Below are 18640 nucleotides of genomic sequence, written 5' to 3'. Positions count from 1 at the left end.
GCGGAGACATTCGTCCGCTGTCCCCCAACGTACGGGTCGGCGGCCCCCTGTGCAAGGGTCTGACGGGGGTCTTCGCATCGGGAACTTGTTTCAGTCACGCCGCGGCGGGGCCATCGAAGAGCGCAATCAGGTCCCGGCTGATTTGGTAAGGCGAGGTCTCACTCGGGCTATGGCCGCCCCGGTAGACGGCAATTTTGGCCCCGATCGACTGCGCGAACCGGCGGTGCAGCGCCAGCGGCCAGAGATCGTGTTCCCCGACGGCGACCAACTTCGGCAGCGCCGCGGCCGCCAGCAGCTGCCGCAGGTCGGGGGTGTGCTGCATGAGGCCGATGATGTCGACCACCGAGGCGCGGCGCGTATACGCGAAACGGCTTTTCACAAAGCGCAGGCGCTTGGGCGCCACCCTTGCGACATTGCTGCGGATGCCCCAGATCATCAAGGCGGTGCCCACCCGGCCGTTGACCCAGCCGCTGAACCAGCCGATGAACCGCACTCCGCGGAAGCACTGCCCGGGTTCCGGCGGGCAGCTGATCAAGGTCAGGCTCCGGAACTTCTCGGGCCGCTGCTGGAAAGCCAACTGGGCGACGGTGGCCGCGAACGAGTAGCCCACGACGTGTGCGTCGCCTTCGCCGGCGTCGAGCATGGCGATGAGGTCGTCACGGAAGAGTTCGTAGTCGTAATGGGGCCGCGGCGGGTCCAGGTTTTCCGGGCCCGCCTGGGCGGATTCGTACTGCCCCGCAATGTCGCAGCTGAGGACGAAGTAGCCGGCCGCGGCAAGCTCGGGCAGCATGAGGACGAAATCTTCCTTGGAGCCGGTCGCACCCGGAATGAGCAGGACGCGGGTATGCTCTGGATCGCCGCTGGCAATGGTCGCCAGGGTACCGCTGGGCGCCTGAAACTCCCCGCGTACCACGCCTTCCGGCAGGACGGACCAGTCGAAGTCCGGCAGCCCGGCGTCCCGGCGGGCGGCATCATCCACCAGCCCCGAACCGAAGCCCTCGGGCTCGGGAACCGGGGTGCCCTGCGCGTTCCTGCCGGCAGAAACCATGCCCCTAACATAACCCCCTGGCCCACGGCGGATCTGCAGGGGATCTGCGGGGACCTGCCGCAACCGGTAGGCGGCGTCCGCCCGGCGCGAATAAAAAGCCAGCGGGCCGCGGATCATCCGGCCAGAGCGCCGGCGGACTTTGCCGGCGAGAGTGGGGCGTCCACCAGCCGCACCGTTCCGGCGGATCCGTCCACGGTCACTCTCTGCCCGGTCCGCAGAAGGGTGGTCGCGTCCGGCACGCCCACCACGGCCGGGATGCCGTACTCGCGGGCCACCACGGCCCCGTGCGAGATCACCCCGCCCATCTCCATCACCAGGGCGCCGGCGGTCATGAACAGCGGCGTCCAGCCCGGGTCGGTGGACGGCGCCACGAGGATTTCCCCGGGCTCGAGGTGGGCGCCCACCGGATCCAGGATGACCCGCACGGTTCCGGTGGCGCTGCCGGCCGACGCCGGTGTCCCGGCGAGGGCATCGGAAGCCGGGGACTTCGCCATCACCGCGGCCTCGACGTCCGTGCCGTCGGAGAGCAGGATCCGCGGAATCCGGCGGCGGCGCAGTTCGACGTCGTAAAGCCTGCGGCGGTCCGCCACAATGCCTTTGAGGTCGGCGCCCCGCAACCCCACGCGGACCTCGTCGAACTCCAGGAAATACACGTCGTCGGGGGCGGCGATAGAACCCGAGCGGGCCAGTTCGGCGCCGATCTCGGTGAACTGGCGGCGCATCTCCGCGAGCGTGAGGACGATGTAGAACTTCGGGAGTTCGCGCAGCCCTGACAGCTGCCGGGTCCGGCGCAGGCACAACTCCACCGCCCTGGCCCGGAGCCGGCCCCGCGCCGCCCGGGTCCGTTCCACGAGGTCCCGGATCCTGGCCTCCGCGTGTTCCTCCGCGCGGGCAAACTGCCGGTCGGGGGCCTGCTCTGGGTCCTCCACACGGAGGTAGTTCGAGATCATGCCGAGGATATGGTCCGGCTTCTCCGACCAGCGCGGCATGCCAAGGTCAATCTCGGCCACGGCACGGTGGCCGTAGCGGTCCAGGAACGCGCCCAGTCCGGTCTGCGCCACCGGGGGAAGGGTGCCGGCCGCGTACATGGCGGCCAGTTCTCCGGGACTGTGTGCCAGGAAGACCTCGCGGGACGCGGCATTCGCGCCGATGGTGACGGCCAGTTGCCAGAGTTCAAGGTCCATCTCCGTGGTGACGTTGTTCGGCAGCCCCCGCAGCACCGCCTCGAGTTCCCGCGGCTCAGCAATGCCTCGCAACAGGCTGCGGGCGACGGCCAGCATGAGATACCCGACAGAAGGCCCCGGCAGTGTGACCAGCATCAGTTCGTCCACTGTGCGGTCCAGGACGTGCTCGGCGTGATCGAGCCGGCCAAAGACGGTAGCCGGCTCCGGCAGGACCATCTCCTTCTCGAGGCGCCTTCCGTAGTCGAACGCGCGGCGCAGTTCCGCTGCCGGCCGCACCGCGGCCCGCAGCATGGCCGGAATGATCCGAACCAGAAGGGACACGTTGTCCATGGTGTTCGCGCCGCCTGCTGGGACCCGGCCTGCCTCCGGCTGCGCGGCCGGCGCTGCCGCGGCGCCGGGACGCCTCCGCCGCGGCGGCCTCTCGCGCAGGCCGAACCGTGGATCCTCCAGCAGCGACGGGAAAACCGCGGCTGACCTCCCGTCGGCCAGCGGGAGCATCCGCAGCAGGTAGCGGCGGCCGTATTTGTTGTGGACAAACGGCGTCATGTCCACATACATCCGCAGCCCCGGGTTGATGAACTGCCACAGCCCCTTGCGGTTCCGCATTGAGCCCAGCACATAGAGCCCGATGGGGGTCAGCGGCCGTGTCAGGCCCTGGAGCAGGGTGCCGCACAGGTACACGCGGGTGTCCGTGGGGGTGCGTGTCTCCGCGCCAACAGGTTCGGCGGCAGCCGGGTCCGGCAACGGATACAACGTGGTGATGGGCCGCGACTGCGTCACCCAGATTTTGCCGTCAGCGTCGATCACCCATTCCACATCCTGCGGGGCACCGAACAGCCGTTGGATGGTATCGCCCAGCGCCGAGAGTTCGCGGATCCGGGCATCGTCCAGGGCCGCCGGCCGGCCTGCCGGGGGCCGCTCCGGGGAGCGGAGCAGGACACGTCCCGTCGCCGTATCCACGACGAAATGGTCCGGGTTCACACTGCCGGAGACCACCGCCTGGCCCGGCCCGGCGCTAGCATCGATGACCGTTTCGGTCCGGGTGCCCGTGACGGGATTGGCGGTGAACAGGACACCGGCTGCGGCGGCTGCGATGACGTCCTGGACGACGACGGCGAGTCCGACCTCGCGGTGGCTGATCCCGTTGGCGGTTCGGTAGGCCACCGCCCGTTCGGTCCAGAGGGACGCCCAGCAGCGACGGACCGACTCGACCACGGCGTCGGCTCCGGAGATGTTGAGGAAGGAATCCTGCAGTCCGGCGAAGCTGGCGAACGGCAGGTCCTCGGCCGTGGCGGAGGACCTGACCGCCACGGCGGCGCCGGGTCCGAGGGCGGCGTACGCGGCGCGGACGGCACTATCCACATCGGCGGGAATCGGCGCGGTCACGATCAGTTCCCGCGCTTGCCTGGCCAGTTCGCGCAGGTCCGCCGGGGGGTGCTCTTCGGCGCGGGCCAAAGCGGGGTGGGCCGCGCCGGACTGCGCCGGCCCCGGCTGCGCCGCGTCGAGCCGGGCCGCGAGTGCCTCGAGCCCGGCCGGGGCCGCCTTCCAGTAGGCGGTGGTGGTCAGGCAAAAGCCGCGCGGCACGGGGAACCCGGCCGCCGTGAGCCTGCCGAGGTTCACGGCCTTGCCGCCCGCGAGCGGCAGGGGAGCGGAGCCCAGTTCACTGAGATCCATGACGAGACTTTCCGGCGCCCCGCCCTCTGCAGAACCCATTTCCCTGCTCCCACGTCCGGTTCGCGTATTCAACTAAGGCCGCGTGCGGGCTTGTGCCCGGCGGCGGGATCCCTCTGCCCAGCGATGCAGCGGGGCTACTGGCCGGCGTCGGCCTCGCCGGTGTCCTCCCACATCACATCGAGATTGCGGAAGACCGGCGGACCGTCGCACAATGCGGCCATCTGAGCGGCGAATTCGGAGGTCTCAGGCCGGTTGGAGTTCTCCATGGCCGACTCGTAAGAGTCGAACTCAACGATCGTGAGGTACGTTCCGGGCCGGTCGCGATCGGCCGTGGCCACGATGCGTCCGAACGTCGGGGCCGTGGAACCCTCGGTTCTCGAGGGCCGGCCGAGCTGTTCGATCTCCTCGATGCGGGACGACTGGAATTCGATGATCTGCACAAACCTTGCCATGATGGCTCCTCGACGGCGGCGGATGCTGATGGGCATCACGCTAGACCCTCGCCCTTGCGGGTGCAAGGGCGAGGGCAAGCGGCCGCGGGCGGCGCGGCGCCGCCGCCGTCGGGAGTCCGGCTATGGAGTCAGCAGGACCTTGATGGCGCGCCGTTCGTCCATGGCGCGGTAGGCCTCGGGGGCCTCTTCAAGGGGCATGACCGAGTCGAACACCCGGCCCGGATTGATGGTGCCGGCGAGAACGTCGGCCAGCAGTTCCGGGATGTACGTCCGGGCCGGGGCCATGCCGCCGCCGATCGAGATGTTGGTGTCGAACAGGAAGCGCAGCGGGGCCTCCGCGCCGCCGGTGGGGACGCCGACAAAGCCGAGGGCGCCGCCCGGACGGACGCTGTGCAGCGCCTGGTCCATGGATTCCTTGGTCCCGACGCACTCCAGCACGGAGTCGGCCAGGACACCGCCGAGCAGTTCGCGGACCTTGGCCACGCCGTCGTCGCCACGTTCGGCCACGATGTCCGTGGCCCCGAATTCGCGGGCGATGGCCTGCCGGTCGGCGTGCCGGGACATCGCGATGATCCGTTCCGCGCCCAGGCGCTTGGCGGCGAGGACACCGCAAAGCCCGACGGCACCGTCGCCGACCACCACCACGGTCCGGCCCGGGCCGACCTTGGCCGCGAGGGCCGCGTGGTGGCCGGTGGCCATGACGTCGGAAAGCGTGAGCAGGCTGGCACGGAGGGCGTCGTCAGGATCCGTGACGCCCTGAACCTTGACCAGCGTGGACTCGGCGAGCGGGACGCGGACCGCCTGGCCCTGGCCGCCGTCGATGCCCAAGCCGGCGTCGTCCTTGCCGCCCCAGCCGGCCAGGTGGTCGCAGGCGACCGTGACGCCGTCGAGGCACTGGGGGCACTTGCCGCAGCTGACCACGAAGGGCGCGATCACGAAGTCGCCGACGGCGAGCTCAGTGACGTCCTCGCCGATGCTTTCGACCGTCCCGATGAACTCGTGTCCGATTGCGGACGGCTTGTGGGTGGGCTTGACCCCGCGGTAGGGCCACAGATCCGAGCCGCAGACGCAGGAGGCCGTGACCTTCACAACGACGTCGGTGGGCAGCTGGACCGTGGGGTACTCGCGGTCTTCGACGCGGATGTCGCCGGGACCGTGGATGATGGTGGCGCGCATGGGGGCTCCTCGCATGGTGGTGGGTGGGCTGGGTCCGAGTTTAGTCGTCCCGGGGCGCCGAGGCTCCCCCGGGGCCGAGCAGCCGGACAATCCTGTCGCGGACCCGCAGCTCAGAAGCGGATTCGTGATTGAACAGGATCCGGTAGATCACCGGCGCCACCACGACGTCGATGATCTCCCGCGCCGCCGGCGCGGCTTCTCCGCGGGCCCGGGCGAGGTCCCGGATCTCCTCGACATGGCCCTGCATGAGGGCGAAGTAATCCCGGGTCACCGCGCCGTCGGCGAGCATGTCCCGCAGCACCTGGCGGCCGAGCGGCGAGGAAAACTCCTCGACGTAGGGCTCGAACCAGGCTTCCATGTCCCCTCTCAACGATCCGGTGTCCTCCACCTGCTCGGGCAGCATCCGGTTGGAGGCGACTGCGGCGAGCAGCCGCTGCAGATCACCCCAGCGCCGGTAGATCGTGGACGAGTTCACGCCCGCGCGTTCAGCCACCAAGGGCACCGAAAGGCCCGTGCGGTCCCCGCCGTTCTCCTCCAGCAGGGACCGGACTGCCTGGTGGACCGCCTGCTGGACCCGGGCGCTGCGGCCGCCGGGCCGTGGTGTCGCTGTAGCCATCATCACACCATGTTAATGCAGATTCTTCGCTTTAGTGCGGGTTTCGAATGCTAGCCTCTTAATGCACAGATTGTGCTTTTAGTAGGTTGGGAAGAGCATTGAAGAACATCCGCACCGCGTTCTGGCTGCACGCGGCCCTCCTGACGGTTTTCATCGGGGCCTCCTCGGCCCCGTCGCCGCTGTATGAGTTTTATGCCCGGGAGTGGGGCCTTGGCTCGGCGGCCGTGACGGTCGTGTTTGCCGTCTACGCCGTGGCGGTGCTGCTGACGCTGCTGATTGTGGGCTCACTGGCGGACCACGTGGGGACCCGCCCGGTCCTCCTGGGGGCGGTGGGGCTGCAGGTCGCGGCCATGATGACGTTCGCGTTTGCTCCCGGACCGGAAGTCCTCATTGCAGCCCGGGCCCTGCAGGGAATTGCCACGGGAGCGGCCATGGGTGCCGCCGGGGCGGCGCTGCTTGCCTTCGAAGGCGCCGCCCGGCGCGGCCGGGGATCCCTGGTGAACAGCGCGGCCTCCCCGGTGGGGCTGTCCGTCGGGGCGCTTGGCTCGGCGTCGCTGGTCAGTTTCCTGCCCGAGCCCACCAAGGCCGTGTACTTCGTCGTGGCCGTGCTCCTCCTCGGCCTGGGGGCCACCTTGCTGTGGATGCCCAGCGCGGGCCGCAAGGCGCCGGGGGCGGTCCGCTCCCTGGTCCCGGAGGCGAGGATTCCGCTGGCGGCCCGGCGTACCATGGCCGCCACCATGCCGGTCGCGGCGGCGACCTGGGCGCTTGCCGGTTTCTACCTCTCACTGGGCCCGGTGCTGGCGCACGCCATGACAAAGAACGGCTCGGTCCTGGTCGGCGGCCTGGCGCTTTTTGCGCTCTTCGTGCCCGGTGCGTTGGCCATCCTGGTGGTCCGGCGCTGGTCGGACCGGAACACGCTGCTCACCGGTGTCATTGCGTTGATTTCGGGGATTCTGGTCACGGTGCTGGCGGTCCAACTGGGCTCCGCGCCGCTGTACTTCGCCGGCACGGCCGTGGCCGGGGTCGGGTTCGGCAGCGGCTACTTCGGCGCGATGCGCATGACCCTTCCCCTGTGCGATCCGAACGAGCGCATCGGCATGCTTTCCAGCATCTACGTCATCTGCTACCTCGGCTTCAGCGTCCCGGCCGTGGCGGCGGGCCTGCTGGTGCCGGTCGCCGGAATGAAGAACACCACGCTGATCTACGGGGTGGCCCTTGTGCTTGCCGCCGTCCCTGCCCTTGTATTGATCGCCAAGGGCACCCGCACAAACCGCTCTAACCTGGCCGTTGCTTCGGCAGCAGCCTCCTGAAAGGAATCGACATGACCTACACGCTCCCCGTCAACTTCGCGGACCGGCCCATCACCGTCATTGGCGGCGGGACCCTGGGCCGCCGGATCGCCTTGATGCTTTCACTCCAGGGTGCCGAGGTGCGTGTCTATGACACGGACCTCGGCGTGGCCAAAGCCGCCGTCGAGTACATCGCAACGCAGCGCCACCGCGCCGTGGAGGAGCTTGGCGGCAACCCGGCGGTCCGGCTCGCGGCCAAGGACGATCTCCCCGGGGCCCTCCGGGATTCCTGGCTCGTGGTCGAGGCGGTCCCCGAGAAGCTTGGCCTCAAGCAGGCGCTCTTCGCTGACCTGGACCAGCTCGCGGCCCCGGACGCCATACTGGCCAGCAATTCTTCCTCGTTTCCCTCCGCCGAATTCATCGGAGGCGTGAGCAGCCCGGAACGGGTCCTGAACATGCATTTCTACATGCCCCCGGCGGTCCGTTCGGTGGAGCTGATGTCCAGCGGACACACCGATCCGCAGATCATGGAGCTGCTCATGGCCGAGCTGCCGAAGTACGCTCTGATGCCGCACCTGGTGCGCAAGCAGAGTACCGGCTTCATCTTCAACAGGATCTGGGCGGCGATCAAGCGCGAATCGCTGCTGGTCGTGGCCGAGGGCGTGGCGGAGCCCCGCGACGTGGACGCGTTGTTCGCCGACGTCTTCAAGTCCGAAACCACGCCGTTCCGCTTTATGGACGAGGTGGGCCTGGATGTGGTGCTCGACATCGAGAACCACTACTGCGAGGTGGCCGGCGTGGAGAACAAGTCTGCCCCCATGCTCCAGGAGTTCATCGCCAAGGGCTGGCTCGGGGTCAAGAGCGGCCGCGGCTTCTACAACGACTACACCTGAGGCCTGCCGTCCGTCCCACCCCACCCCTAGCAACGCGGGGTCAGATCGCGCCCATAAAGACCCCCGGAATGGGCCGGATCTGACCCCGCGTTGCTTGTCCTAGACCGCTTCGAGGACGCTGACGTAGTTGGCGATGCCCACGCCGCCCATGTTCTGCACCGCGGCCCGGCGGGGGCTGGCCAGCTGCATGGCGCCTGCCGTGCCGGTGAGCTGCATGGCGGCGATGACGTGCTGGGAGACGCCCGTGGCGCCGACCGGGTGGCCCTTGGCCTTGAGCCCGCCGGAGACGTTAACCGGGAGCCTGCCGTCCTTAAAGACCCAGCCTTCCTCGAGGGCCCGGGCGCCCTGGCCGCGTTCGGTCAGTCCCATGGCCTCGTACATCAGCAGCTCGGCGATGGTGAAGCAGTCGTGGACTTCCGCGAAGTCCAGATCCTCCAGCCCGACGCCGGCCATCACCAGGGCGCGCTGCCAGGAAGCCCGCGTGGCGGCGAACTCGGTGGGGTCACGGCGCTCTGCCGGGAAGAAATCGTTCGCCTGGCCGAAGCCAGCGAGCCGTACCGGGGCGGTGGCACCGCCGGTGGGGGCGACGCTGAGGACGACGGCGGCGGCGCCGTCGGACACGGGGGAGCAGTCGGTGCGGCGCAGCGGGTCCGCGACCATCGGGTTTTTGTCCGAGACGGTGCGGCAGAAGTCCTCGCCGAGGTCCTTGCGGAGCTGGGCGTAGGGGTTGTCCACGCCGTTGCGGTGGTTCTTGGCCGCGATGGTGCCCAGGACGTCGCCGAGTCTTCCGTTGCCGTCCCCGTAACGCTTGCCGTAGTGTTTCGCGACCTCGGCAAAAAGTCCGGTGAACCCGGTGGTGGAGGCCTTGCCGGCCATGTCGTAGTCCGCGCCGAGCAGGGCAGCGCCCACGACGTCGGCCCCGGCGTGGGTCATCTTTTCGGCGCCGATCACCAGCACGGTCTTCGCGGTGCCGGCCAGCAGGGACTTGGTGCCCTGCTGGAACGCGGCCGAGCCGGAGGCGCAGGCGTTCTCGACCCTGGTGGAGGGGACGTTGGCCAGCTGGTCCGAGACCTGCAGCGCCAGGGAGGACGGGAAGGCCAGCGGCATCATGCCCGAGTTGAACTGGCCAAGGTAAATCTCGTCGATCTGGCCGGGTTCGATCCCTGCGTTGCCGATCGCCTCGGTGGCGACCTGCACGATCAGGGACTCGAGGGTCTCCTCCGTGAGTTTGCCGAAGCGGCTGTGGCCCCAGCCGGTGAGCAGGACGTCCTTGCCGAACTGGTCTTTGAGGCTCATGCCGTTGCTCCTTCGAGTTCGAGCGCGACGTCGAAGTCGGCTTCGGTCTTAGCGCGGATTTCCTCCACGGTGACGCCGGGGGCGAGGCGGGTGAGCGTGAGCCGCCGGCCGCCGTCTGTTTCGTGTTCATGCTTCACAAGGTCAAACACGGCGAGGTCGCTGATGATCCGGTCCACGCAGCTGAGTCCGGTGAGCGGCAGGGTGCATTCCTTGACGATCTTGGCGGTACCGTCCTTGGCGTTGTGCTCCGTGAGGACCACGACGCGCGGGGTGCCGGCCACGAGGTCCATGGCGCCGCCCATGCCCTTGACCATCTTGCCGGGGATGGTCCAGTTGGCGAGGTCGCCGTTTCCGGAGACCTGCATGGCGCCCAGGATCGCGACCTTCACGTGGCCGCCGCGGATCATGCCGAAGGACGTGGCGGAGTCGAAGATGCTGCCGCCGGGCAGCACGGTCACGGTCTGCTTGCCGGCGTTGATGAGGTCAGCGTCTTCCTCGCCCTCGTAGGGGAACGGGCCCATGCCGAGCAGCCCGTTCTCGCTCTGCAGGACCACGCGGACGCCGTCGGGCAGGTTGTTGGCCACCAGCGTGGGGATGCCGATGCCCAGGTTGACGTAGTCGCCGTCGTTCAGTTCTTCGGCCGCGATCGCAGCCATCTCATCTCGGGTCCAAGCCATGGGGTACTCCTCGGAAAAGTTCGGGCGCCAGGGTCGGGGCGCTCAGGAATGTGGGGGGACAGGATTCGTGAAGCGGATACGTTCAGGCCGGCACTGCCGCGCCCGCGGCCTCGGCGGGGCGCGGGCGGACGGTCCGCTGTTCGATGTCCTTCACGCGGCCGCTGGCCTGGACCACGCGCTGCACGAACACGCCGGGGGTGATGATGTGGTTCGGGTCCAGCTGGCCGGGCTCCACGATGACTTCGGCTTCGGCGACCGTCACGACGCCGGCGGTCGCCACCACCGGGTTGAAGTTCTGGGCGGTGTAGCGGTAGATCAGGTTGCCGTCGGTGTCGGCGGTGTGGGCATGCACGAGTGCGACATCGGCCTTGATGGCGCGTTCCTGGACATAGGTCTCGCCGTCGAACTCGGCCAGCGGCTTGCCTTCGGCCACGAGGGTGCCCACCCCGGTCTTTGTGTAGAACGCCGGGATGCCGGCTCCGCCGGCGCGCAGGCGCTCCGCGAGGGTGCCCTGCGGGGTGAACTCCACCTCCAGCTGGCCGGCGAGGTACTGCTCGGCGAACAGCTTGTTCTCCCCGACATAGGAGGCGACGACCTTGCGGACCTGACCGCCTTCGATCAGCACGCCGAGGCCCTTGCCGTCCACGCCCATGTTGTTGGATACCACCGTCAGGTCCTTCACCCCGGAGTCCCGCACGGCCTCGATCAGGTCAGCGGGGATCCCGCTCAGGCCGAAACCGCCGACGGCGAGCGTCATGCCGTCCCGCAGCACGTCCTGCAGTGCGGCTGCCGCCCCGGATTTCACCTTTGACATTGCATCTCCTCATTGAGCTCTTCTTGCTGTCCCGGCAATCCACTTTATGGACCCCGCATCTGAAGAAGGAGCCTAGGGTGTGGCGCAGGGCACTGTCAATGCAGAAAACTACCGCCAAATCGCGGATGTTTACAGTGTGGACGCTATGCTGGGACGTGTCCACAATATGGATACCAGATACATTTCGGAGTATTGTCCGAGGCGGAATGAGGCAAAGATGAACGCGACACCGGTCCAGGGCGCGCAGGTGGTCAGCCGGGTTGCCGCCCTGCTGCGGATGGTCGGCCGGAAACCGGAGGGCTGTCCGCTCGTGGAGCTGGTGCGCGAATCGGGGCTGACGCGCCCCACGGTGCACCGGCTGCTCAGCTCCCTGGCGGCGGAGGGGCTGCTGGATCAGGACCCGGGCAGCGGCCATTGGGTCCTCGGTCCCGAGGTCCTGCTCCTGGGCTCCGTCGCATCGGCCCGCTTTCCGCTGGAGGACATCGCCAGGCCGAGCCTCCGCCGCCTCGCCGAAGAGACCGGCGAGAGCGCGTTCTTCTCCATCCGCCGCGGGAACGAGACCGTGTGCCTGCTCCGGGAGGAAGGCAGCTTCCCGGTCCGCTCCTTCGTGCTGCACGAGGGAGTCCGGTTCCCGCTCGGCGTCGCCTCGGCCGGCACCGCCATCATGGCGTTCCTGCCGCCGGAAGAGCAGGAAGAACTGCTCGCGGACTGGGCGGCCCACGCCGGGAGCTTTGCGGACGCGCACACGGAAGCCCTGGTCCGCGAGAACCTGGAAGCAACGCGGCAGGCCGGCTATTCGGTCAACCCGGGGCTGGTGCTCGAGGGCAGCTGGGGGATGGGAGCCGCGGTCTTTGACCAGCGGGGGCGCCCGGCCTGGGCCTTGTCCCTGACCGGCATCGAGCCGCGCTTCCGGGAAGACCGTCGGCCGCTGCTGGGGCGGCTGCTCATGGATGAGGCCCACCGGATCTCCACGCAGCTGCAGGGAACTGCGGGCGCCGTTTAGAACCTTGGCGGGCGCCCTTTAGCGGGTTCCCTTTGGCGGGCGCCCTTAGCGGGTTCCCTTTGGCGTGCGCCCTTAGCGGGTCCCCCGCCGCGGGCGGCCGGTCGCGGATCCGGCTATTTCCACCAGGTGTCGAAAATCGTCACCGGCACCGTGCGCTTGTGGCGGGTCCGCAGATACATCCCCTCAATCCGCTCGGCAACCGCATCCGGGACCTCACGGCCCTCAAGGTAGTCATCGATCAGGTCATAGCCCAAGCCGAGTTCGTCTTCGTCGGTGCGGCCGGGCTTGCCGTCCAGGAGATCCGCCGTCGGGATCTTTTCCCAGATCCGCGCGGGCGCGCCGAGTTCGGCAAGCAGGGCACGGTTCTGGCGCTTGTTGAGGCCGAACAGCGGCAGGATGTCCGCGCCGCCGTCGCCGAATTTGGTGAAAAAGCCGGTGACGGATTCGGCGCCGTGATCCGTGCCGATCACCAGGTAGTTGTGCTCTCCGGCCAAGGCGTACTGGGCGATCATCCGGGTCCGGGCCTTGGTGTTGCCCTTATGGAAATCTGAGATCTCCGCGCCAACCGTCTTTTGGAACTCGTCCTCAAAGCCGTCCACCGCCGCCGAGATATTGAACGTCCATTCGGTCTTGGCGCGCACAAAGTCCAGGGCCGCCTGGGCGTCGTCCTCGTCGTGCTGGACGTCGTAGGGGAGCCGGACGGCCACGAAATTCGCCTCGACGCCCTCGGCCTCGAGCTCCTCGACGGCCAACTGGGCCAGCCGCCCGGCCAGGGAAGAGTCCAGGCCGCCCGAGATGCCCAGGACAAAACCCTTGGTGTGGGTCGCCGTCAGGTATTCCTTGAGGAACGTCACGCGCTTGCGCACCTCCCCGGCGGGGTCGATCCGGGGCTGCACGCCCATTTCCTCGATGATCTTCGCCTGGAGTTCACGCATGCCTCACAGCCTAGCCAGCGGTGTCAACAACGCTCAACTGTTGCGGCCCCGCCGGGCAGGCGGGCGGGTGCGGGCGGGTGCGGGCGGCTCGGTGGGCGTCCGACGTCGGCTTTGCGCGGCGATTCGCGACTGGCGCCACGATTTCGGGCGGCCGCTACGCGGATCCCCGCCGCGCAGGTCCGGACCCGCCGCGCAGGTCCGAAGGCGCCGCGAAAACCACCGCAGCGGCGGCTCGGCCCGCGGAGCCCCGGACTGATCGCTGCAGCGTCAGTGTGCCGGTCTATTGCGCCTGTTGATTGCGCGTGTTTTTCCCCTGCCCTACACCTTTGGAGCGGGGCCGGTGGAACCGCGCACGGTCAAATGGGTGGGCATGACGGAGCGGCTGCGTCGTCCGCCGCCGGCCAGGGGATTCAACCGGGCCAGCAGCATGGACACGGCCACCCTGCCGGCCTGTTCGATCGGGGAGGCCATGGTGGTCAGGGGCGGATTGCAGAAGTCGGCACCGAAGATGTCATCGCATCCCACAATGCTCATGTCCTCGGGGACGCGGATCCCGCGCGCACTAAGCCGCTGGAGCATGCCGATGGCGATGAGGTCGTTGAAGGCGATGCAGGCGCTCACCCCGCTGTGCACGGCGGCATCCGCGGCGGCCGCACCGGACTGGGTGGTGGGGGCGAAGGGGCCGAGCCGGTGGGCTTCCACTCCGCGGGCCTCGGCCGCCGCGGCTAGGGCGGTCCACCGCCGCTCGCTGGATTGTGACGTCGCGGGACCAGCCACGTAGGCCACCCGGGTGTGTCCCAATGAGATCAGATGGTCCAGCGCCTGGCTGGTGGCGGACGGCGTGTCGATGATGACGGCCGGCACCCCGGGGACGTCGCGATTGACGGCAACAATGGGGATCTTGGCCGCCGCCGCCAGCAGGACGTCGTCGCTAAGCCTGGAGGCGGCCACGATGATTCCGTCTGCCCCCTTGCGCAGCTGCTCCATGGCGCTGGCTTCCACCTCGTCGGACTCCTCCGTGTCCACCAGCAGCTGGGTGTAGCCGGCCGCCTTGAGCTGGAGCTGTGTGCCTCGGATGAGATCGAAGTAAAAGGGGTTGGTGATATCCGGCACCAGAACCCCCACTGCGCCGGTGCGGCCGGAACTCAGCGCCTTGGCCTGGCTGTTGGGCGTGTAGTTGAGCCTGGCGGCCGCCTCCTCGATGCGCGCACGGGTCCGCACGTTCACCCGCTCGGGCGTCGAGAGCGCCCGGGAAACAGTGGAGGCCGCCACGCCGCAGAAGGCCGCGATGTCGTGGATAGTGGCCGGCCGCTCGGCCTGGTCCGGTCGGATCGACACGGGGCTCCTCTCTGAGCAAATATCTCGGGGCGATGTCTGTGAGCCTAGCGATCTCGGCCGGGACCCCGGGCGGGTGGGACAGCCTGTCGGTAACCGCCGGGCCGTATCGGCACGAGCCCCTTAGAAAAGTGTCGGGTGGGCCCCGCCACATTGGTGGCGTGAACAAAGACTGGCATAGTTGCAAACTTTTGGCAATCGGTTGTCAGTCACATGTGACGCGACTAGACTCGCCCCAAGAACATCTATGTGAACTGACTCACCCGCCCGGGCGGCGGGACACCTGAAACGGGAGCCTGCATTTGACAACAGCGTCAGCACCAACAACCTTCACCCTTTCCGGCTTTGGCGACGAAGTTGATCCCAATCCCGAGATCCAAGCGGCAGTACTGCTGGCGATCGGCGCCAAGCACATCGAGGTGCGCAGTGCCTGGGGGGCCAATGTTTCCGAGCTCTCCGCGGAACAGCTCGTCGAACTCAAGGCTGTTCTGGACGACAAGGGCCTGGCGGTCTCGGCCATCGCCAGCCCGATCGGCAAGGTCGATGTCTCCCTCCCGGTGGAGCATGAAGTGCAGCGGTTGCGCCGGATCATTGAGGCCGCCGGGACACTCGACACCAAATACATCCGCATCTTCTCCTTCTACCGGGCCGAGGCCCAGAGCCAGGAACAGATCCGTGGGGACGTTATGACCCGCATGACGGCACTGGCAGCCCTCGCCGCGGAGTCCGGCGTCGTGCTGCTTCATGAAAATGAAAAGGGCATCTATGGCGATACCCCCGAGCGCGTATTGGACATCATGAAGACTGTCGATTCGCCGTCACTGCGCATTGCCTGGGACAACGCCAACTTCGTCCAGGTCGGCGTCAAGCCCTATACCGACGGCTATGCCATGCTGCGCCCCTACCTGGAGTATTTCCAGGTCAAAGATGCGCTGGCGGCCACCGGCGAGGTGGTTCCGGCCGGGTACGGCGACGGCGAATTGAACGAAACCATTGCCGCGCTGAAGGCCGACGGCTACACGGGCTTCGCCTCCCTGGAGCCGCATCTGGCCAGCGCGCATGAACTTGGCGGGTTCTCCGGTCCGGTTGCCTTCGGTTCCGCGGCCCGGGCCTTCGCCGAGCTGGCCACAAAGAACCAGATCGACCTTATCTAGCACAGCTGCGCTAGATGGGGAATTGGGCAGGGAATCAGTCGTTGACCCCAGCGCGGCGCTAGAGACCTAGGCAGTAGACAATCAGGGAGCTCCGGATGATTAAGGCAGCAATTATCGGCTGCGGCGACGTGTCGATCGTTCACTTTGAAGCGCTTGCGGGAATGGGCGACGCCGAACTGGTGGCGGTCTGCGACACGGACCCCGGTCGCCGTGCCGCGGCGCAGAAGGCCCGCGGAGTTCCCGGCTTCGAGGACTACCGCGACATGCTGGAGGCGACCGCCCCGGACGTCGTGCATATCACCACCCCGCACCACGAACACGCGGCGATCGCCATCGACTGCCTGCGCCGCGGCGTCAACGTGGTGCTCGAAAAGCCGCTGGCGCACACACTGGCCGAGGGGGAGAGGCTGCAGGCCGCCGCCGCCGAAAGCACGGCACGGATTGGGCTCTGCTTTCAAAACCGCTACAACGCCCCCGTACAGGAAATGCGACGACTCCTGGACTCCGGCGGGCTGGGCAAGGTGCTCGGAGCCTCGGCCACTGTCATGTGGCACCGCAATGCCGACTACTACCTGGACCGGCCGTGGCGCGGAAGCTGGGGCGGAGGCGGTGGTGGCCTGATGATGAACCAGGCCATCCACACCGTGGACCTGCTGCAATGGTTAGTGGGAGACGTGGTTTCGCTCTCCGGCAGTGCCTCGACCCATGTGCTGGGAGACGCGATTGAGGTGGAGGATACGGCCGAGTTTGCCGCACTCCACAGCAACGGGGCGCGCAGCGTTTTTTATGCGACGCTGGCAAACGCGGTCAACGCTCCGGTCACCCTGAACATCAGCACCGAAAAGGCCGCGCTGGGTCTGAGTGGGGACCTGACGGTCACGTTCGACGACGGGCGCATCGAGGTGGTTCGCGAACGCGCCACCGGCTCAGGCGGCCGTTCCTACTGGGGTGTTTCGCATGCCCTGCTGATCGCCGATTTCTACGCCGGCCTGGCGCAACCTGGTCCGTTCTGGATCGACGCCGCCGAAGGGGCGAAGTCGCTGCGGATCGTGAAGGAACTGTACCGGCAGGCCTACCCCGGATCCGAGGAAAAAGTGTCCTAGGCCGGGGCGCTTCAGCGGCACGGCAGGGCGGCGGCGCCGCCGCCCTGCGGAGCTTTGGCTTGCAGTGACCGCCTGCGCTGGCTCTGCCGTGCCCTGCCGTGCCGCGCCCCGCCGAGTCGGGCCCTGCCGCGCCGCGAGAGCGTGCCTGGACGGATCCAAATGCGCCCTTGAACGGCTTAAAATCCCCGGAGTTCGGACCGCAAGGCACCCCAGGGCGCCGACTGCGCCTTAGGGTGCCCGGAACCGGATCCGAGCGCCCGCCAGCCTGCCCCCGGGCGGCGCCGTGCCGGCGTCGGGCGGTCCCCGGGCGCCCCGCCAGGCAACAATGCAGAAACTTTATGACAATCGGTTGCCAGATATGGCAACCCAACGTACGCTGAACCCACAAGCGGCCATGTGGCCCACGCCACAAGGCCGCCGCAAGCATCCGTCCCCACGGATCTCGTCAGGCGATAGGAGCCAACAATGAAGTTCGGTCCCCAGGCAGCAGCTGCTGCCCTCATACTCAGTGCGTCCCTCGCGCTGACCGCCTGTGGCGGAGGCGCTGCTGCCGGCGGCGCCGGCGCGGCGGCCACGTCCCTGACGCTGGGCACCATCCAGGACGTCCGGTCCTGGGACCCGGCCCAGGCCCACGTTGGTCACCTCCTCCAGCCGTATCAGGCGGTTTACGACACCCTGATCCTGCGCCAGCCCGATGGAAAGCTCAGCCCCATGCTGGCGACGGACTGGAAGTACAACGCGGCCAACACCAAGCTGACCGTGGACCTGCGAACGGACGTCACCTTCAGTGACGGCGCCAAGTTCGACGCCGAGGCTGCCAAGGCCAACATCGACCACTTCAAGAAGGCAAACGGCCCGCAGATGGCGCAGCTTTCCTCGGTCCAGGACGTGACCGTGGTGGATGCCGACACCATTGATATCAACCTCAGCGCCCCGGATCCCGGGCTGGAATACTTCCTCAGCCAGGCTGCCGGCCTGATGGGCAGCCCCAAGGCGCTCGGCACGGACGGCATCAAGACCGAACCTGTCGGCTCCGGCCCCTACGTCATGGACAAAGCGGCTTCCGTCAAGGATTCCCAGACGGTGTTCACGGCCCGCAAGGACTACTGGAACAAGGACCTGCAGAAGTTCCAGAAGCTGACTTTCAAGATCCTGACTGATCTCACAGCCCGCACCAACGCCCTGGTCTCCGGCCAGGTGGATGCGACCATTCTGGACCCCAAGAACGGCAAGCAGGCCGAGGGCGCCAAGATGAAGCTGGCCGCCAACGAGGTTGACTGGCAGGGCCTGCTCCTCCTGGACCGGGACGGTGCCAAGAACCCGGCGCTCAAGGACGTCAGGGTCCGCCAGGCGATTAACTACGCCTTCGACCGCAAGACCATCCTGGACCAGGTAATGCTGGGGCAGGGCACCCCGACGTCCCAGCCGTTCGGCAAGGCCAGCGGGGCCTGGACAGAACAGCTGGAGAACTACTACAGCTACGATCCGGCCAAGGCGAAGCAGCTCCTCAAGGAGGCCGGCTATGAAAACGGCGTCACCTTGGAAATCCCCAGTGTCCCCGGGTTCGAAACCCAGATTTCCGTGGTCCAGCAGCAGTTGGCGGACGTCGGCATCACCCTGAAGGTTGGCGCCGCGCTGACCAACACCTTCACGTCCGATGTGGCCGCGCAGAAGTACACCACCATGTACTTCTCCCTCTTCCAGGGTGAGCCGACGGTTGCCATCAACCAGATCGTCTCCACCAAGGCGCTCTACAACCCGTTCAAAAACGCGACGCCGGAACTGGATGCCAAGATCGGGGCCGTGCGCGCCGGCGGAGCCGATGCCGGCAAGCTGGCCCAGGAGGTCAACAAGTACGTGGTGGAGCAGGCGTGGTTCGCTCCGCTGTTCCGCGTCAACCAGATGTACTACCACAACGCCAAGGTGGATGTGACGCCGCAGATCCAGCAGGCCGTCCCGTCCATCTACAACTACTCGCCGGCCAAGTAGGA

Annotated in this window: 16 protein-coding genes; 6 read left to right on the top strand and 10 right to left on the bottom strand. The window is 67.7% G+C overall.

Annotation, left to right across the window (positions count from 1 at the left end; translation table 11 throughout):
• Window positions 1-94 precede the first annotated feature (94 nt).
• The 5 genes from C8D78_RS07800 to C8D78_RS07780 form a co-directional block, all read right to left on the bottom strand.
• Window positions 95-1048, bottom strand: a complete 954-nt coding sequence (locus C8D78_RS07800; protein ID WP_120951957.1) for an alpha/beta fold hydrolase — start codon at window positions 1046-1048, stop codon at window positions 95-97.
• A 113-nt stretch (window positions 1049-1161) separates the two neighbouring features.
• A complete protein-coding gene (locus tag C8D78_RS07795; RefSeq protein WP_120951954.1) occupies window positions 1162-3906 on the bottom strand; it encodes a PEP/pyruvate-binding domain-containing protein in 2745 nt (914 codons plus the stop codon).
• A 134-nt stretch (window positions 3907-4040) separates the two neighbouring features.
• A complete protein-coding gene (locus C8D78_RS07790) occupies window positions 4041-4358 on the bottom strand; it encodes a hypothetical protein (RefSeq protein WP_120951951.1) in 318 nt (105 codons plus the stop codon).
• Between the two features lie 120 nt (window positions 4359-4478).
• On the bottom strand, window positions 4479-5534 hold the full coding sequence (locus tag C8D78_RS07785) for a zinc-dependent alcohol dehydrogenase family protein (RefSeq protein ID WP_120951948.1): 1056 nt from the start codon (window positions 5532-5534) through the stop codon (window positions 4479-4481).
• 40 nt (window positions 5535-5574) lie between these two features.
• Window positions 5575-6153: a TetR/AcrR family transcriptional regulator gene (locus C8D78_RS07780; protein ID WP_120951946.1), complete on the bottom strand. Its 579-nt coding sequence runs from the start codon at window positions 6151-6153 to the stop codon at window positions 5575-5577.
• A gap of 95 nt (window positions 6154-6248) precedes the next feature.
• Here C8D78_RS07780 and C8D78_RS07775 point away from each other — a divergent pair, with 95 nt between their 5' ends.
• Window positions 6249-7460 (top strand): MFS transporter, encoded by a 1212-nt coding sequence (locus C8D78_RS07775; RefSeq protein WP_167467878.1) that lies wholly within the window; start codon window positions 6249-6251, stop codon window positions 7458-7460.
• Between the two features lie 11 nt (window positions 7461-7471).
• Window positions 7472-8332, top strand: coding sequence for a 3-hydroxyacyl-CoA dehydrogenase family protein (locus tag C8D78_RS07770; protein WP_120951940.1), 861 nt, complete (start codon window positions 7472-7474; stop codon window positions 8330-8332).
• Window positions 8333-8431: 99 nt separating this feature from the next.
• On the opposite strand, the gene C8D78_RS07765 is transcribed toward C8D78_RS07770, so the two are convergent.
• From C8D78_RS07765 to C8D78_RS07755, 3 genes are all read right to left on the bottom strand, one after another.
• Window positions 8432-9628: an acetyl-CoA acetyltransferase gene (locus C8D78_RS07765; RefSeq protein WP_120951937.1), complete on the bottom strand. Its 1197-nt coding sequence runs from the start codon at window positions 9626-9628 to the stop codon at window positions 8432-8434.
• Window positions 9625-10305 (bottom strand): CoA transferase subunit B, encoded by a 681-nt coding sequence (locus tag C8D78_RS07760; protein WP_120951934.1) that lies wholly within the window; start codon window positions 10303-10305, stop codon window positions 9625-9627. Before C8D78_RS07760 ends, C8D78_RS07765 begins: the two co-directional genes overlap by 4 nt.
• 82 nt (window positions 10306-10387) lie before the next feature.
• Window positions 10388-11119: a CoA transferase subunit A gene (locus tag C8D78_RS07755; RefSeq protein WP_120951931.1), complete on the bottom strand. Its 732-nt coding sequence runs from the start codon at window positions 11117-11119 to the stop codon at window positions 10388-10390.
• A gap of 217 nt (window positions 11120-11336) precedes the next feature.
• On the opposite strand from C8D78_RS07755, the gene C8D78_RS07750 reads away from it, so the two are divergent.
• Window positions 11337-12122, top strand: a complete 786-nt coding sequence (locus C8D78_RS07750; protein WP_120951928.1) for an IclR family transcriptional regulator — start codon at window positions 11337-11339, stop codon at window positions 12120-12122.
• Window positions 12123-12235: 113 nt separating this feature from the next.
• Here the strand turns inward: C8D78_RS07750 and nadE are convergent, their stop codons facing one another.
• Together nadE and C8D78_RS07740 are read right to left on the bottom strand one after the other, a co-directional pair.
• On the bottom strand, window positions 12236-13057 hold the full coding sequence (nadE, locus tag C8D78_RS07745) for an ammonia-dependent NAD(+) synthetase (protein ID WP_120951925.1): 822 nt from the start codon (window positions 13055-13057) through the stop codon (window positions 12236-12238).
• A 318-nt stretch (window positions 13058-13375) separates the two neighbouring features.
• Complete coding sequence (locus C8D78_RS07740) at window positions 13376-14395, bottom strand: LacI family DNA-binding transcriptional regulator (RefSeq protein WP_120951922.1); 1020 nt, start codon at window positions 14393-14395, stop codon at window positions 13376-13378.
• Window positions 14396-14694: 299 nt separating this feature from the next.
• On the opposite strand from C8D78_RS07740, the gene C8D78_RS07735 reads away from it, so the two are divergent.
• The 3 genes from C8D78_RS07735 (at window position 14695) to C8D78_RS07725 (ending at window position 18638) form a co-directional block, all read left to right on the top strand.
• Window positions 14695-15546, top strand: a complete 852-nt coding sequence (locus C8D78_RS07735) for a sugar phosphate isomerase/epimerase family protein (protein ID WP_120951919.1) — start codon at window positions 14695-14697, stop codon at window positions 15544-15546.
• A 95-nt stretch (window positions 15547-15641) separates the two neighbouring features.
• On the top strand, window positions 15642-16649 hold the full coding sequence (locus C8D78_RS07730) for a Gfo/Idh/MocA family protein (protein ID WP_120951916.1): 1008 nt from the start codon (window positions 15642-15644) through the stop codon (window positions 16647-16649).
• Window positions 16650-17114: 465 nt separating this feature from the next.
• Entirely contained in the window at window positions 17115-18638 is a 1524-nt protein-coding gene (locus C8D78_RS07725) for an ABC transporter substrate-binding protein (protein WP_120951913.1), read from the top strand.
• The last annotated feature ends 2 nt before the right edge of the window (window positions 18639-18640 follow it).

This window comes from Arthrobacter oryzae (genome assembly GCF_003634095.1).
GTDB lineage: Bacteria > Actinomycetota > Actinomycetes > Actinomycetales > Micrococcaceae > Arthrobacter > Arthrobacter oryzae.
Note: the sequence above shows the minus strand (reverse complement) of the source record. Positions and strands in the feature narration are given on the sequence as shown.